The sequence below is a fragment of the Labrys sp. HAY1-8F genome (genome assembly GCF_056754975.1).
In genome coordinates this window covers 317312-333176 of record NZ_JBPGWZ010000001.1, presented here as the reverse complement: position 1 = coordinate 333176, position 15865 = coordinate 317312, and the positions used below count along the sequence as shown (strand labels likewise).

The following is a 15865-nucleotide window of genomic DNA, read 5'->3' as shown; positions in this document are numbered from 1 at the left end:
TAATGGCGTCGTAGCGGGCTGGGTAGACCGGCCGCGATGGCAAATCGACTTGAACTGTATCGAATTGTATCCGGCCGATATCGCGCCATAGCTTGTGACACTTTTCCTGCGCCTGCCAGAATTCTGCAGATCTCGCCGCTCGCGCGGCCCCCGGACTCGATGGCGAGAATTTCCTCGCCCTCGAGGAAACATGGACTTCTCGGCTAGGAAACCTCGATCGCGGTCGTGACAGGTTTTCGGCGGCTTCCTCCTTCGAGCATCCGGCACAGCACATAGAAGACCGGCGTGCAGACAAGGCCGAAGGCGGTCACGCCGATCATGCCGAAGAAGACGGCCGTGCCCAGTGACTGCCGCATCTCGGCACCGGCACCCGTCGCCAGGAACAGCGGCAGCACGCCGAGAATGAAGGCGAGCGAGGTCATCAGGATCGGCCGCAGACGTATGCGGGCACCCTGGACCACCGCCTCGACACGGCCGAGCCCCTCCGCTTCGGCCTGGCGGGCGAACTCGACGATGAGGATGGCATTCTTGGCCGCCAGGCCGATCAGGATGACAAAGCCGATCTGGGCCAGGATGTTCACGTCCATCGCGAAGATCAGCAAGCCGCTCACGGCCGACAGCAGGCACACGGGCACGATCAGCAAGACGGCGAGCGGTAGCGTCCAGCTTTCATATTGGGCCGCCAGCAGCAGAAAAACGAAGACGACGGAAGCACCGAAGATCAGAAGGCCGGTATTGCCGGCAAGCCGCTCCTGGAGAGCCACCTCGGTCCATTCAAAGCCGAAGCCTTCGGGCAGATTGTCCCGCGCGATCTGTTCCATTCGGTCGAGCGCCATGCCGGTCGACGTCCCCGCCGCCGCGGCGCCCTGTATCTCCGCCGCCGGGTACTGGTTGAAGCGCGGAATGCGATAGGGCCCGGACTTCTCCTGGAAGGTCGCAACCGCGCTCAACGGGACCATGGCACCGCCATCGCCGCGCATCTTGAAATTGCCGATCGAGGTAAGATCCGTGCGGTAGCGCCCATCGGCCTGGACCCGCACCTGGAAGGTTCGGCCGAGCATGTTGAAATCGTTGACATAGGCCGAACCCAGATAGACCTCGAGCGCTTCGAAGATGCTTCCGGCGGACACCCCCAGCATCTGCGCCTTGATGCGATCGACATCGGCATAGACCCGTGGGGTAGCCGTGTTGAACGGCGAGAAGGCGTTGGCAATCCCGGGCGCCTGCGATGCGGCGGCCAGCACCTGCTGCGCTGCTGCCTCCAGCGCCTGGGGCGACTGGCCATTGCGATCCTGCACCATCAGCTTGAAGCCGCCGGCATTGCCCATCCCACGCACGGAAGGAGGCTTGATCGGGATGATGCGTGCTTCATAGAGATCGGCGAAGCGCGCTTGCAGCGAGCCGATGATCCGATCGGTGGTCAGTCCCTGGCGCTCGCGCTCCGCATAGGGCTTCAGGATGGTGAAAGCGATGCCGCTGCTGGATGCATTGGTGAAGGTGGCACCGTCCAGCCCGGCGATGGCCACGACATTTGCGACGCCCTCCGTGGCAAGGAGCCGGCGCGAGACCTCCTTCATCACCGCATCGGCCCGGCTCAGGGCCGCACCCGGCGGCAGTTGCACCGCATTGATGATGTAGCCCTGGTCCATCACCGGGATGAAGCCGGTTGGCGCGCGCGCAAATTGCCAGCCGGAGAAACCGACGAGGCCAGCATAGGCGACGAGGACGAGAACACTGACACGCAGGAGCCGCCGGGTCATGCTGCCATAGGCAATGGAGAGGCGGTCGAAGCCGCGGTTGAACAGGCCGAAGAAGCCGTGGAGCAGGCGCATCGGCAGGAAGCGGCGGTGCGTCTGGTCTTCGGCCGTATGCGGCTTCAGCAAGAGCGCGCACAGGGCCGGGCTCAGCGTCAGCGAAACGAAGGCGGAAATGGCGGTGGCCGCCGCCACGACGACGGCGAACTGCCGGAAGAATTGACCCGAAATACCCGACATCATGGCGGCGGGCACGAAGACGGCGCACAAGACCAGCGTGATGGCGATTAGCGCGCCACCGATCTCGTCCATGGAGCGGTGGGCGGCCTCTCGCGCCGAATGCCCGGCGGCAAGATGGCGCTCGACATTCTCGACTACGACGATGGCGTCATCGACCACGATGCCGATCGCGAGCACCAGGCCCAGCAGGGAGATATTGTTGAGGGAATAGCCCAGCGCCGCCATGACAGCAAAGGTGCCGACCAGGGATATCGGGATCGCGAGGATGGGAATGATGGCGGCGCGCCAGGTTTGCAGGAAGAGGAGCACCACCAGGACGACCAGGCCGATGGCCTCGAAAATCGTCTTGTAGACTTCGCGAACCGACTCCGCGACGAATTCGGTGGGATTGAAGGGAATGGCGTAGCTCAGGCCGCCGGGCATCTCCGCGCCGAGACGCTTCATGGTCGCCGTCACGCGCTCGGGCGTCTCGATGGCGTTGGATCCGGGTTGCTGGAATATCTGGATCGGCTGGGCCGGTTGGCCGTTGAGATAGGCCGTGCCGCGGAAACTCTGTGCCGTCAGCTCGACGCGGGCGACATCCCGGATGCGGATGACGCGTCCCTCGGCATCGGTGCGCACGACGACGTTTTCGAATTGCTCCTTGTCGGTCAATCGCCCGAGCGTTTCCACATTCAGTTCGAAGGCCCCCTGGCGCGGCACCGGCGACAGGTTCATCACCCCTGCCGACACCTGGACATTCTGAGCCCTAAGGGCCGCCACCACCTCGCCTGCCGAAAGATTATGGGCCGAGACCTTGTCCGGATCGAGCCACACGACCATGGCGTAATCGCGGGACGCGGCGAGGCGGACATCGCCGACGCCGTCAAGGCGCAACAATGCATCGCGGATACGCAGCGTGGCATAGTTGGCCATATACAAGGGATCGCGCGAGCCGTCCGGGGAGAAGAGCTGCACCACCATCAGCAGATCCGGCGAGGTCTTGCGCACGGTCACGCCGAGGCGGCGGACCTCCTCCGGCAGGCGAGGCTCCGCCACGGCCACGCGGTTCTGCACCAGCACCTGGGCTTCGTTGAGATCGGTACCAAGCTGGAAGGTCACGGTGAGAGTGAGCTGGCCGTCACCGGTCGCCTGCGAGGACATGTAGAGCATGTTCTCGACACCGTTGATCTCCTGTTCGAGCGGCACGGCGACCGTATCGCCCACCGTTTCGGCCGAAGCGCCGGGATATTGGGCCTGGACTACGACCGTCGGCGGGGCGATCTCCGGATATTGGGCCAAGGGCAGGGTAAAATAGGCGGCCACGCCAATGATTACGACGAGGACGGACATGACCGTCGCCAGGATCGGGCGATCGATCGAGAGATGGGCGATGCGCATCCGTCTACTCCGCGAGGCCGGCCGTCTGCATGGCGATGTTGCCCGGTTGGGGCGCGACCTTCTGGCCAGGCCGAGCCCGCAGCAGGCCGTTGACGACGATACGATCGTCGGGGCCGAGCCCGCTGGTCACCACCCGCAACCCATCCGGGCGGCTGGGACCCAGCCCGACGGTGGTGGCCTGCAGCGTGTTGTCGGCTCCCAGCTTGAGCACGATGCGGGTTGCCTGGTCGGTGAGGATGGCGGTCTCCGGGATCAGCAAAGCCGCATAGTCCCCGGAAGCAGCCATGCGAACCCGGCCGAATTGGCCGGGTGTGATGGAAAGGCTCGGATTGGGAAGCGTGGCGCGGGCGCGGATGGTTCCGGCGCCCGGCTCCAATCGGTTGTCGACGAAACTGATGACGCCACCATGAGACCAGGCCGCCTCGCCATCCGGCCGGGCCTGGACAGCAACGCCCTTGTCGCGCATGGACGGCATGGCTCCTGCCTTCATGACACGCTCATGGCGCAGGAAGTCCCGTTCGCTCATGTCGAAGATGAAGTCGATCGGATCGAGCGCCACTATAGTGGTGAGAACCGTGCCGCTATCGGAGACGAGACTGCCGACATCCAGCCGTCGGTTGGAGACCCGTCCGGCAATGGGGGCTCGAATGGTTGCGAATTCGAGATCCAGTTCAGCCCGGCGCAGGGTGGCCCGTGCCGTCTCGATCGCCGCGTCGGCCGCTGCCTTTTGTTGCAGGCGCTGGTCGAGCGTTGAGCGCGAGACGGCAGCCGTGCCGACCAGTTGACGGGCCCGGTCCAGTTCCTGGCCGGCCAGCTCCGCCTGCGCCCTGGCGCTCTTCAGCTGGGCGTTGGCCATGTCGAGCGAGGCCTGATAGGTGCGCTGGTCGATGACGAAGAGTACCCGGCCTTTTTCGACCAATTGTCCGTCTTCGAAATTGATGGCATCCAGATAGCCTGGCACCCGTGCCCTGATCTCGACCATCGCACTGGCCTGGAAGCGGCCGGCGAATTCCTGTGTGTCGGCGACACGCATTTGCAGGGGTTGGGAGACGACGACCGCGGGTGCGGGACGGATGGATGCCGGCGTCACGGCCGCCCGTGCCTGATAGAGGCTCCATCCAGCGGCGCTCATGCCCACCAGGATCGTCAGGCCGGCCAGCCCTGTGATTGCCTGTATATTCTTCAAGTCCGTGCTCCGCGCCATGCGTGCTGCCGACGTTCCGCCTGCTGCCGGAGCGCCTTTATCGGGGGCCAGATTGATTGAGGCCTGTCTTGAAAGTGTGCCGATCAAGGGGGCAGATTGTCGAAGGATGTACCCGGTTTGCTGCGTTGCACAATTTGCGACAAAGCCGGTATCTTTTGCCCGGGGGTACCTATGGCGTCCGTCGAGCCAAGACAGCCACCATTTAGAGGGTGACTGATGTCCGCTGGATCGAAGATTTGGTTTTTTCTTCGTTTCTGCGACAAATAATCTTATTTCTCGAAGTAAAAATTAAATCGTAACTATCAACATCATCTAAAATTGAACTTGTTTGTTTAGTAAATAATATATAAACAATTTAATATATATATTGATTCAATTTTTATGAAATTAAATCTATTTTTATTTCGAATGGTATGAACAGAATATAACCCTAGGGCACGAAGCGCCGGCAGAAAGCATAAGAAGATGCGGCTAGCTCTTCCCTGAGCAAATTTTTGTCGTTGCGGTACCTTGTAAAAATCAGAACACCATCTAATGTCATCCGCAGCTAGACTGGGTATAAGTTTGCATGATTTGTTCAGTTACAGTGTTATGCAGGGATTGAGAATTTCGTATTGAAAGGATGACGTCAACGCCCGGAAGATTGGGCAGACAATTCTCTCTCAACATGATTTCGACTGCGCCGAAAGCCATTTTTTGTTCAAGCGATATGGCTCGCGCCGTTTGGGTACTCAATATCGGGGTAGGAATGTAGTGTAGCTTGAGAAGGCGACGCACTGTGATGCGAGAAATTCCTGGATTTCGTTGCTTATTAAGATTGGACGCGAGTCTTTTTTCTTTTCGGGATTGCACAGCATCATGATCAACAGGCGTGTTCTTTTTCTGGCAGCACCCATTCTCGCCGTATCGCCGGTTGCCGCAGCAACGCAACCCGAGAAACCCGAAATGCCTCCCGGAACAACGCCGTTGGCCGGAGACATCGACGAAATTCTGGCACGCAAGTCCCTCGTCGTTGCCATGCCGGGTTTCCAATCCTTGCCATTCTTCGGAGGAAGCAACGACAGGTCGCAGGGCATCGATGCCGACACCAGCCAGCAACTTGCTGACGCCCTCGGCGTGCAGCTGGTCCTCGACCGGAGTCCTTCCACTTTCGATGGCGCGGTTGCGCTCATCCAGCAGGGCCGCGCCGACATCGTCATCGCCAAGCTGAGCCGCACCCTCAATCGGGCACGAAACATCAGTTATTCCCACCCCTATGCCCGACTGAGCCATGCCCTGATCATCAATCGGGTCCGCTTCGCGGTCCTCTCGAATGGTCGGCAGCCGGAGGAAGTCGTGCGCTCCTTCGATGGCGAGCTGGGCGTAATCGCCGGATCATCGTTCGAATATTACGCGCGAGCCAATTTCACCAAGGCGAAGGTGCGCACTTTCCTGGCCTGGCAGGAACTGGTCGCGGCAGTGCGAGACGGCCGCGTCGACGCGGCCTACCGCGACGATCTGGAAATCAAGCGGCTGCTGCACGAGGACCCGTCGCTCAGCATTGTGGCGCGATCCGTTACCTTGACCGATCTCACTGACACGATCGCGATCGGCGTGCGCCGAGGTTCCCCCCATCTCCTGGAATTCATCAATCTGTTCCTCGAGCTGTCCGGCCGCGACAAGCCGATGACGGCCGACGAACTGGTGGACCGCTACCTGCACAAGGCCTGACGTCATGAGTTCCGTGTCCGTTTCGAGCGAACATAAACTGTCGACCTGGAATGTCGGCCTGCGGCGCATCTCGCAATCGCCCTGGACGGTCATCGCATCGGTGATCCTCGGTGCCCTCTGCGGCGCGTATCTGCCGGATTTCGCCAAGTCCCTCGCCCCGATCAGCGACGCCTATCTCAATCTGTTGAAGATGGTCGTCTTGCCCTTGATCGTGTCGGCGACGGTCTTCGCGATCAAGTCGATGACCCGGGATCCGCAAACTGCCGCCTATCTTTCCAGGGTTGTATTGGCGATCGTCGTAATATCCGTGGCAACGGTCGCGATCACGGGCATGGTGACATTGCTGCTGAAGCCGGGCGTGATTACCGACGTGCAGGAACGCATCGAGCTCGGCACCGTGCTCAACAGCAGAGGGACCATCGGCACGGACCTGCAGATGACGCTGGCGCCGCCCAGCAAAACGCCCTCGAACGAAGGCGTTTTCTCCGGCCTGCTGGAGTTGATACCCAGCAACATCTTCAATTCGCTGTCGGTGGGCAATACCATGCAGGTGCTTGTCTTCTGCATATTGTTCGGCATCGGCATCGGCCGCGTCCCCGCAGCCACCTCCGTCAGCTTCGCCAACGCACTCGAGACGATCTACCGGGCCTGCCTGATCATGACGGGCTGGTTCAACGTCCTGCTGCCCATCGCCTCCTTCGCGATCATCGCCAGCCAGACCGCGTTGACCGGTGTCGAGCCGCTGATGCTGATGGTCGGCTTCATCGCCACCTTCGCCATTGCAACGGGCATCATCATGATGCTGTCGCTGCTCGTGGTCTGGTTTCGCAGCGGCGAGAGCCTGTGGGCGACCTTCAAAGCCCATCAGCCCCTGTTCATGATCGCCATCGCGACCCGTTCCAGCACGGCGAGCATCCCCTGGATCATCAGCCTTGTCGGCGAGCGCCTGCGCTTCAACCGCATCGTGGTGGAAATGCTGGTGCCGCTTCATGTCACCATGTTGCGCGCCGGGCCCATCATGCTGTTCGTCTGCGGTTCGTTGTTCATCGCCCAGCTCTATGGGCGTTCGCTCAGCACGAGCGATTACGTCTACATCGCCGGCGCTTCGATCCTGGTCGGCCTGACCACTGCCGGAATGAGCGGTGCGGTAACGCTATCGCAGATGGCCATCCTGTGCGCCCATCTGAACCTGCCCTTCGAAGCCCCCTTCGTGCTGTTTCTCACCATCGACGCGCTGACCGACACCATGCGGACGCTGACGATCGTATCGACGATCGCCGCGGCGACGGCCGCGATCGCGCCCAAGGACCTGGCCCAGCATCCGGTCGATGACAGCGAGGAGTACGCGCTCAACCTGCCCAAAGCAGAAGCTGCAGCATGACCGGCCGGCTCCTGCGACCCCGTCTCGGTGTCGTTGGCGGTCTCGGCCCTCTTGCCACCGCGGACTTCTATCGCAAGACGATCGACGCGGTTCCTGCCGAGAACGATGCCGACCATATCTCCATGGCAATCTTGAGCGTGCCACAGATACCGGACCGTTCAGGGGCGGTCCGCGAGGGCAATGACAAGCCACTGCCCTGGCTGATCGAAGCGGTCGAGATGCTCAACAGCCTCGATGTCGAAATCATCGCCATCGCCTGCAATACCGCCCATCACTGGTACGACGCCCTGTCCGAAGGCTCCAGGGCCGAGATCATTCACATCGCCGACGCGGCAATCGACGCGTTGCTTCGCCAGTACAGGGGGAACAAGGCGGCCGTCATGGCAACCCGAGGTACCCTGCATTCGGGGTTCTACCAGCAACGCCTGCAAGAGGCGGGCATCGCTTGCCACAACCCCATCGGGCCGGCTTTCCAGGACGCCGTCGATGATGCGATCCGGCAGGTGAAATTGGGCAACCTCGAACAGGCAAAACTCGCCTGCGCGGCGGCCTTCGAGCACTGCCGGGAAGACGGACTGGAGGCAGCCATTCTCGCCTGCACGGAACTTCCCATCGCGGCAGAGGACATGGTGCCGGAGGGCATGTTGGTGATCGATGCCTCGCGAGCCTTGGCCCTGACCTGTGTTCAACGACTTCGCAATCCAGATCGCAGGCGCAATGCCGCCATGTGAGGGGCCCGGATGTCTGAGGTTTTCGACGGAGACGGTCTCATCAGGTCCACGGCCCACAGCGCATCGATCTTTCCGATGATGTTTCGCTACCGGGCGTGCTTCGTCAACGCACACCGCGCCCGGCGGGATGGTCAAGCGTGATTTCCAGGCTGACGATATCGTTCATCGAGACCCAACGGCGGCGTATGACGGCAAAATCGCAGCCTGACACAGTCACCCAATCGCCAACCATGCATTCCAGCGGCAGGTTCACAGCGACAAGGGCTGCCAGTATCCCCTCTCCATCGGCAAAGGCTTTCGCACTGGCCGTGAGAACGACGCTACCACCCCGAGGCCGATTGGCTGGAGAATCATTCAAATCGAGGGCCCATCCGTCTCAACCGAGGAAGTACAGCATATGTCCACGCGTTACGCCAAGATCGTCATGTGCCTCTGCCTTGCCGCTTTCGCCTGTCTCGTTACGTTTGGCAATATTACCGACTATGGCTCGAACTACGAATTCGTAAAGCACGTCCTGTCCATGGATAGCACATTTCCAGGCAACAGCCTGATGTACAGGTCGATCAGCAATCCGGTTTTATGGAACGCTTCCTATATTCTGATCATAGCCGGTGAAGGAATTACCTGTATTTTATACTTAGCTGCGACCGCTTCGCTCTGGAAAGCCCGTCACGCGCCGGCAAGAAGCTTCCATGCTGCCAAGAACTATGCCGTCATGGCGTCCACGATCGGTTTTCTCGTCTGGTTCTTCGGCTTCATGGTGATCGGCGGGGAGTGGTTTGCCATGTGGCAATCGTCAACCTGGAATGGCCAGAATCCCGCCTTCAGATTCTATGTCACCATTCTCCTCGTGCTGATCTTCATCATGCAATCCGACGAGGACGTCGAACGCCCGACGGCGTGAGAGGGACCTGACCTTTTGCGAGCCAACGGGCTGCCGTCCGGGACGTCACGACAGTGGAACGGTCATGCGCCGATAGATTGTCGGCCGCTGCGCCCCTAGTGCCCTGCCCATTATTTGCCTGGCGAGGGTGAAGACTGGGCATAGTTCGAGCTTGTTCCGACCGCCGAAGTCTCTTTTGATGACCGGCTAAGAAACGTGATGAGGCAACAGAGTGCTGATCGCCCATTTATCCGATCCCCACTTGCGAGAAAAAGGCCATCTCTATCAGGGGCTTGTGGACTCCAATGCGATGTTCGATCTGGCGATTGAAACGCTCAAAGCGTTCAGGCCGGAGCCAGACATTGTCATCATCGGTGGCGATCTGGTCGATGAAGGGGCCGAAGCAGAATACGAGACCGTCCGGCTCGCGCTATCCAGATTACGCCAGCCCGTCTATGCGATTCCAGGCAACCACGACGAGCGGGAGGCGTTCAGAGCCTGTTTCAGCGAAACAGGCCACCTGGCGGCGGCTGGCCCTCTCCATTTCGATACAAGTGGGCGATGGCCGGTCCGTGTGATCGGCTTCGACGTCACCGTTCCCGGCCAGCATTACGGAGAAATCGATGATGCAGCCCTCCTCTGGCTCGAGAAAGCGCTGACGGAACACCCGGATCGGCCGACCGCCATCCTGATGCATCAGCCACCGATCGATAGCGGCATCGATATCATCGATGCCTATAAATGCCTTCGTGGAGAGCGCCTTGCCGAGCTATTGCTCCGCCATGGCAATGTCGAGCGCGTCCTCTGCGGACATATTCATCGTTTCATGCAAGCGCGGTTCGCAGGAACCACGCTGCTGACCGCACCGAGTACCGCAACCTCCATCGCGCTCCGCCTGACAGAGGGCGCCCCACCTGCCTCCTATGTCGAGCCACCGGCCTTCTTGTTGCACCATTGGCGGCCCCGACAAGGCCTGGTGACCCATTGGGTTCCGATCGGACGCTTTCCTGGGCCGATGCCCTTTTTCTGAACGACGACCTCGTTCTACATCCGGTATCCGCTTTTCGGTCCGATGCAGCAAAACGTGTTTAGACGGAAACGCTATTTTGCTCTAACTCTTTGATTCGACGCGTCTTTGCGATTCTTGGCAATTCCGCCAAATCGCAAAACACTCTAGTCATTTCCGATGTATGAAACCCGGTCCTGGGCCACGCGTGCCTGCTGTTCGGGGGGAAGCGTCGAAAAAGCCAGATCGACGAGCGCCCGCCCGTTGGGCAGATCCCAGGAAAACCAGGGACCTGTTGGCATCGCCACGGGCGACAGTCCCGTCGACGAGGCAATATAGCCGGGCATGGCCCGAAATCCGGATGGTATCGCCGCCAGACTGGTCTCCTTGCCGCTGTAAAGATCGTACACCGTCGACGACGTTCCAGCACTCGCGAGCACGAAACGCCCCGTTGGATCGAAGGAGACGTCCATGACCAGGCCCTTGGCTGACAAGACCCTCTTCTTGGAACGAAGATCCCAGACCATGAAATCAGCCTGTCCGCTGAAGCCATTGTCGGGCATGACCGTGAGAGCGACGTAACGCCCTGCCGGGTCATAACCGAAATGTGTCACGGACCTTGCGGGAACATGATCGATCAGCGTCAGCCGATGCTCCTTCAGATCATAGGTCGCAATCACGGGCCGTTCGGGTTGCTGGCCCGACGACAGCAGCAGGAGCAGCCTGTCTTCGTCTATATATCTTACCGTGGGGGCCTGGGTCGCATCCGGGACGGGGGCAAAACTGGTGCTGTCGAAGGCTTCGACGACACTCCCCGTGCGGGCGTCGAGGATCTGGAGAATTTTCTTGTCCGTTGCGGTTGCATAAAAGAAACGCCCATCCGGACTGAAGCCGATGTCGAAGATCCATGTGCGCGGGCCGAACAGGCCACCGACAGCCTCATGAGCGACCACGGTCTTGAAGCGCTTGACGCCCGTAGCCACGTCCCATCCCGCGACGGTGCCATTGCCATAGCTCAACAAGAGGGTGCCATCGGGGCTGAATCTGGCGCCATGGGCCTCGTTTGCGGGATATTCCGTCACCGGGCGCAACAGAACCTGGCGTGATCGAGACCAAAGCTCAAGGCTGGAAGCACCGTTCTCGAGCAAACGAAACACCGCGACCTGATCACCGTGGATATCGCCAAGGGGCAAGCCGTTCACGGGCAATTTCGACATGCTGGCATGCATGGCGGAGAAGACGGCGAGATAGGCATCCGGAAACGCTTTGAGCGTCGCCTCGCTCGGATCGGCCGGCAACCCCTTCAAGGCGGCAGCCAGCGCGGCTTGCCGGCCCTCGTGGGTCCACAACAGCTTCAGCGACAGGTTCGCCCAATTTTGCGAGACCGCCTGGGCCTCTTGCAAGGTCTGTTCACCATCGAGCTTGAGCTCGCTGGTGAGCGAGGATTTCATCCAGGGTGTTTGAGCCCATGTCGTCTGCTCGCCGACGGCGTTCGTCACCTCGCTCATCACCCGCTGGATCGAGTAGCCGGGTGAGAGGACCTTGTGAATGAAAGCATCTGTGAAGGGGCTGAGGTCGCCATCGCCATCCACGGCGACCGAGTTGGGCGAGGTCGAATAGGCCACCATCAGGCCATGGGTCTGCGGCGAAGCGGATTTGGCGACAGGGACTCTGCTGGCCACGACCTGGATGCCGCGGCCGGTCGACACCGACAGGCCTTCACGGCCCTGGCGCGCCAGCGGATTGTTCCGGCAGGCGTCGAGGAATACGAGTGTCGCAGCGGCCCGGCGTTGGAGCTCATCGACGATCGGCTGCACGGGCACAAAGCCCGTCTTGAGGTTTCCTGCGTGCGCATTGAGAGCAACGAGGTAGTTCTCATCATCGACCTGGATGCCATGGCCCGAATAATAGAACAGGCCGATGGCGGCGTGCGACATTCGCGCGCTGGCGAGCGCCAGGCAGGCCTGCAATTGCCGGCCCGAGGCATCCGTGATGAGGAAGACCTCGAATCCAAGCCTGCTCAATGCCCCGGCGACGGCGGCGGCATCGTTGGCAGGGGTTGCAAGCGCCGGCAATCCATGCAGATAGGCCGCATTGCCCACGACCAGCGCCACGCGCCTGTCACTGCTGTCGCGGCCCGCCGGGATCTGGCGGCAAAAGCCAGCCTCGGGCGAGGCCGCCCTGACTCTCTCGACGATACCGAATTGGAGCAGGATCAATGCAAGCAGGCACAAGCGGGTGAGCAAGTTCGGCATTTCCTGCAGTTGATCGATTGCTTGAGCCCCGCCTCCTTCTATAGCCGCAATTGACTTGCCTCTTCCAGCAGCCCGTTGATTGAGCGGGACGAACGGATTGCGGACAGCGGAAAAGACTGTGCCGAACCGTTGCAGGCCTGCCGCGGATTGGAAGGCCTGCATTCCCGTTCCCGCCTTCGCAGGGCATCAGCAAAAAGCCATATGCGCGAACAAGCCCGCAACGGTCATAAGCGCGACTGCTGAACCGAGATCGATCAAGGTTCAGGATCCTGCAGCGGCACCACCAGGCTTTCATGGACATTCTGAAATGGCAAGTCGCCAGCAGGGCCGAATTCGAGCGCCTGGCCGCCCAGGATCCTGCCACCTTTACGGACCTCGAACACGCCGCGCAGTTCCTATATTTGCAACGCCTGTCTTCGAAAAAATGGGCATCCCCCTTTCGGTACGATGCTCGAGAGAACAACAGGACGGGTCGGGTCTTTCGCCAATAAGGGCATCCTTCCGTCAGAACGGCAGGCGCGCATTGTCCTTGACCTCCCTCATGACGAAGAAGGTGCGCGTCTGCCTCACGCCTGGCAATGCGATCAGTTTCTGCCCATGCAACTTGTTGAAATCCGCCATGTCGCAGACGCGGATTTTCAGCAGGTAGTCGAAATCGCCCGCCACGAGATTGCAGTCCAAGACCTCCTTGAGCTTGAGTACCGCTCCCTCGAAGGCAGCAAAGCTTTCGGGTGTCGAACGGTCGAGCACCACACCGACCATCACGAGGGCACCGAGACCGACGGAGACGGGGGCGATCTCGGCACGAACACCGGTGATGAAGCCCTCGTCGAACAGGCGTTGCGTGCGCCTGTGGCAGGTGGCCGGGCTGACATTCACGCGTGCGGCAAGCTCGGCATTGCTCAGCCGGCCATCGCCATGGAGGGCGCGCAATATGTTGATATCGATGCGATCGAGATCGGAGATGGAAGGTTCTTTCATTTATATCCTATTGTTAGGAATAAGTTGCACTCAAATAGTAGTTTGATCGAGATTTTTATAAAAGATGAAGGTGAAATTCGAAAGCACCCTCCAGGACTTTTCGACTAGGCTCGGTTCCTGTCTCATGGAGCCAGTCCGATGTCCCTTCTTGAAAAATTCGAGCGCTATCCGCTGACCTTCGGCCCGACGCCGATCGAGTACCTGCCGCGTCTCACCCAAGCCCTTGGCGGCAGGGTTCAGATCTATGCCAAGCGCGATGACTGCAACTCCGGCCTTGCCATGGGTGGCAACAAGCTCAGGAAGCTCGAATATATCGTGCCGGATGCCATCGCCTCGGGAGCGGACACACTGGTGTCGATCGGCGGCGTTCAGTCCAACCACACGCGCATGGTGGCGGCGACCGCCGCCAAGATCGGCATGAAATGCGTGGTCATCCAGGAAAAATGGGTGCCGCACTACGACGCCGTCTACGACCGGGTCGGCAACATCCTGATGACACGGCTGATGGGCGCTGACTGCCGGCTCGTCGAGGACGGCTTCGATATCGGCATCCGCAAGAGCTGGCAGGATGCGATCCAATCCGTCGAGGCGGCCGGAGGCAAGCCTTATCCGATCCCGGCGGGCGCCTCGGTTCACAAGTTCGGCGCCCTCGGCTATGTCGGCTTTGCCGAGGAGGTCGCAAAACAGGAGGCGGAGCTTGGCTTCACGTTCGACTATATCGTGGTTTGCGTCGTCACCGGCTCGACCCAGGGCGGCATGATCGTCGGTTTTGCCGCACAGGGGCGCGCCGATCGCGTGATCGGCATCGATGCTTCGGGTACTCTCGAGCAAACGCGGGCACAGGTACGCACCATCGTCGACAACACCGCGGCGTTGGTCGGGCTCGGCCGCAAGATCGGCGAGCACGAAATCATCATCAACCCGGACTATGCCTATCCGGCCTATGGCGTCCCGTCGGCTGAAACCAACGAGGCGATCCGGCTCGCCGCCCGCACCGAGGCGATGATGACGGACCCGGTTTACGAGGGCAAATCAATGCAGGGGCTGATCGATCTGACGCGCAAGGGCTTCTTCCCCGAAGGCTCACGCGTGCTTTACGCCCATCTCGGCGGCGCACCGGCCTTGAACGGCTACAGCTACTATTATCGCGAAGGCTGACATGGATTGCCCATTCCCGGGCTTGCCGGGAACGACACCGGCGCGAGGGCACGGACTCGGAAGAGACTGGCCTCCGGCTCTCGCACAACAAGCTGTACGGGGCCGTCTCAGCCGCTCGCGGCAAGAAATGGCCCATCGAGATCGCGCCGGAGAATTGCGGCACATGCGCTCCATGGTGGCCCCCGGGATCGGCGTTACTTCCCGGGAAGCCTTCATAAGCATGTATCGATCACAGGCGACACAGCAAACCTGTTCTCACGCAGTTCGATCAGGTGGCACACGCCTGAAGCGATCTCATCGGGATGATCCTCCTGAAGATAATGCGCACCGCTGCCCAGGTGCACGACCTCGCAATTGTGGAGCTGCCTCGCAAAGCCTTCGGCGAATTCTGGAGAGACGAGTGCTCCCGGCTCACCAACGAACAGGATCTTAGGATAGGAACTCCTGCGCAAAGCGACATGAGCTCGTTCGAGCAAGGTCCAGACGTCGCTCGGCTCGCCTGCAATCGGCAATTCGTTCGGCAGCCGCCAAATCGGACGACGCGATTGCGGGGTTGGAAATGGCGCCCGATAGGCGTCCATTTCGTCGACGCTCAGCTCGCGCTTGATGGAACCGGGCAGGACATGTTCGATGAATACATTGTCGTCCAGAATCAGTTTCTCGCCGATCCCCGCCGTTCGAAACTTCTGGAACAGCGCCCTCGCCGCCTCGACCTGATGAAAGTCGTCCCAACTCGCCATCGGACGAATGAATTCCATGAAAGCAAGGCCGCGGACGAAACCGGGCCGCCGCGCCGCAAGTTCGAAGGCAAACCCCGTCCCCCAGTCTTGCGCGACGAGATAGGCCGAGGATATGCCGAGCCCGTCGATGAACGCTTCGAGATAGCGCACGTGGTCGACGAAGCGATAATCGATTTCGGGTTTTCCTGACTCTCCGAACCCGATCAGATCCGGGGCCACGCAGTGGGAACGCGACGCCACTGCTCCGATAATGTGGCGCCAAATGTAGGAAGACGTTGGGTTTCCATGCAGGAACAGCGTGACGGGGGCACTCTTCGAGCCCGCATGGCGATAGGCCATGTGCGAGCCGAGTACCGCCAGACTGGATGTTTCGATATTTGCTGACATGACAATCGCCTTCCCTATATACGTACGAGCGTATTGTGGATTTGACTTATAATAC

Annotated in this window: 13 protein-coding genes; 6 read left to right on the top strand and 7 right to left on the bottom strand. The window is 60.5% G+C overall.

The features are described 5' to 3' along the window. Positions 1-203 precede the first annotated feature (203 nt). Positions 204-3374: an efflux RND transporter permease subunit gene (locus ACR9ZN_RS01540; protein WP_481271133.1), complete on the bottom strand. Its 3171-nt coding sequence runs from the start codon at positions 3372-3374 to the stop codon at positions 204-206. A gap of 4 nt (positions 3375-3378) precedes the next feature. Further along, complete coding sequence (locus ACR9ZN_RS01535) at positions 3379-4560, bottom strand: efflux RND transporter periplasmic adaptor subunit (protein ID WP_454818417.1); 1182 nt, start codon at positions 4558-4560, stop codon at positions 3379-3381. A gap of 864 nt (positions 4561-5424) precedes the next feature. Here ACR9ZN_RS01535 and ACR9ZN_RS01530 point away from each other — a divergent pair. The 3 genes from ACR9ZN_RS01530 to cuyB are packed head-to-tail and all read left to right on the top strand — an operon-like array spanning position 5425 to position 8400. Further along, positions 5425-6288 (top strand): substrate-binding periplasmic protein, encoded by an 864-nt coding sequence (locus ACR9ZN_RS01530; RefSeq protein ID WP_481271132.1) that lies wholly within the window; start codon positions 5425-5427, stop codon positions 6286-6288. Between the two features lie 4 nt (positions 6289-6292). Further along, positions 6293-7669, top strand: a complete 1377-nt coding sequence (locus ACR9ZN_RS01525) for a dicarboxylate/amino acid:cation symporter (protein ID WP_454818421.1) — start codon at positions 6293-6295, stop codon at positions 7667-7669. Further along, positions 7666-8400 carry a cysteate racemase gene (gene cuyB / locus ACR9ZN_RS01520; RefSeq protein ID WP_481271130.1) on the top strand — a complete coding sequence of 245 codons (735 nt, stop codon included), beginning with the start codon at positions 7666-7668 and terminating at the stop codon, positions 8398-8400. The genes ACR9ZN_RS01525 and cuyB overlap by 4 nt, the downstream gene beginning before the upstream one ends. A 103-nt stretch (positions 8401-8503) precedes the next feature. On the opposite strand, the gene ACR9ZN_RS01515 is transcribed toward cuyB, so the two are convergent. After that, entirely contained in the window at positions 8504-8758 is a 255-nt protein-coding gene (locus tag ACR9ZN_RS01515; protein WP_481271128.1) for a hypothetical protein, read from the bottom strand. A gap of 39 nt (positions 8759-8797) precedes the next feature. Here ACR9ZN_RS01515 and ACR9ZN_RS01510 point away from each other — a divergent pair, with 39 nt between their 5' ends. Both ACR9ZN_RS01510 and ACR9ZN_RS01505 read left to right on the top strand, forming a co-directional pair. Beyond that, positions 8798-9304: a DUF2165 family protein gene (locus ACR9ZN_RS01510; RefSeq protein ID WP_481271127.1), complete on the top strand. Its 507-nt coding sequence runs from the start codon at positions 8798-8800 to the stop codon at positions 9302-9304. Positions 9305-9515: 211 nt separating this feature from the next. Beyond that, the gene (locus ACR9ZN_RS01505; RefSeq protein WP_454818427.1) at positions 9516-10313 is read left to right on the top strand and encodes a phosphodiesterase; all 798 of its coding nucleotides are present in this window, start codon (positions 9516-9518) and stop codon (positions 10311-10313) included. 143 nt (positions 10314-10456) lie between these two features. Here ACR9ZN_RS01505 and ACR9ZN_RS01500 read toward each other — a convergent pair whose 3' ends face one another. The 3 genes from ACR9ZN_RS01500 to ACR9ZN_RS01490 all read right to left on the bottom strand — a co-directional run bounded on the left by ACR9ZN_RS01500 (position 10457) and on the right by ACR9ZN_RS01490 (position 13525). Continuing rightward, entirely contained in the window at positions 10457-12535 is a 2079-nt protein-coding gene (locus ACR9ZN_RS01500; RefSeq protein WP_481271126.1) for a caspase family protein, read from the bottom strand. 263 nt (positions 12536-12798) lie between these two features. Continuing rightward, on the bottom strand, positions 12799-12927 hold the full coding sequence (locus tag ACR9ZN_RS01495; RefSeq protein ID WP_434961111.1) for a hypothetical protein: 129 nt from the start codon (positions 12925-12927) through the stop codon (positions 12799-12801). Between the two features lie 121 nt (positions 12928-13048). Beyond that, positions 13049-13525, bottom strand: a complete 477-nt coding sequence (locus tag ACR9ZN_RS01490; RefSeq protein WP_434961112.1) for an Lrp/AsnC ligand binding domain-containing protein — start codon at positions 13523-13525, stop codon at positions 13049-13051. Between the two features lie 138 nt (positions 13526-13663). Here ACR9ZN_RS01490 and ACR9ZN_RS01485 point away from each other — a divergent pair, with 138 nt between their 5' ends. Further along, positions 13664-14683 carry a 1-aminocyclopropane-1-carboxylate deaminase gene (locus tag ACR9ZN_RS01485; protein ID WP_481271125.1) on the top strand — a complete coding sequence of 340 codons (1020 nt, stop codon included), beginning with the start codon at positions 13664-13666 and terminating at the stop codon, positions 14681-14683. A 212-nt stretch (positions 14684-14895) separates the two neighbouring features. Here the strand turns inward: ACR9ZN_RS01485 and ACR9ZN_RS01480 are convergent, their stop codons facing one another. Beyond that, entirely contained in the window at positions 14896-15810 is a 915-nt protein-coding gene (locus ACR9ZN_RS01480; protein WP_481271124.1) for a haloalkane dehalogenase, read from the bottom strand. Positions 15811-15865: the final 55 nt, after the last annotated feature.

Coding starts and splice junctions, on each gene's coding strand:
- ACR9ZN_RS01490 (WP_434961112.1), bottom strand. CDS start 13,525: ATGAAAGAACCTTCCATCTCCGATCTCGATCGCATCGATATCAACATA.
- ACR9ZN_RS01540 (WP_481271133.1), bottom strand. CDS start 3,374: ATGCGCATCGCCCATCTCTCGATCGATCGCCCGATCCTGGCGACGGTC.
- ACR9ZN_RS01510 (WP_481271127.1), top strand. CDS start 8,798: ATGTCCACGCGTTACGCCAAGATCGTCATGTGCCTCTGCCTTGCCGCT.
- cuyB (WP_481271130.1), top strand. CDS start 7,666: ATGACCGGCCGGCTCCTGCGACCCCGTCTCGGTGTCGTTGGCGGTCTC.
- ACR9ZN_RS01525 (WP_454818421.1), top strand. CDS start 6,293: ATGAGTTCCGTGTCCGTTTCGAGCGAACATAAACTGTCGACCTGGAAT.
- ACR9ZN_RS01480 (WP_481271124.1), bottom strand. CDS start 15,810: ATGTCAGCAAATATCGAAACATCCAGTCTGGCGGTACTCGGCTCGCAC.
- ACR9ZN_RS01485 (WP_481271125.1), top strand. CDS start 13,664: ATGTCCCTTCTTGAAAAATTCGAGCGCTATCCGCTGACCTTCGGCCCG.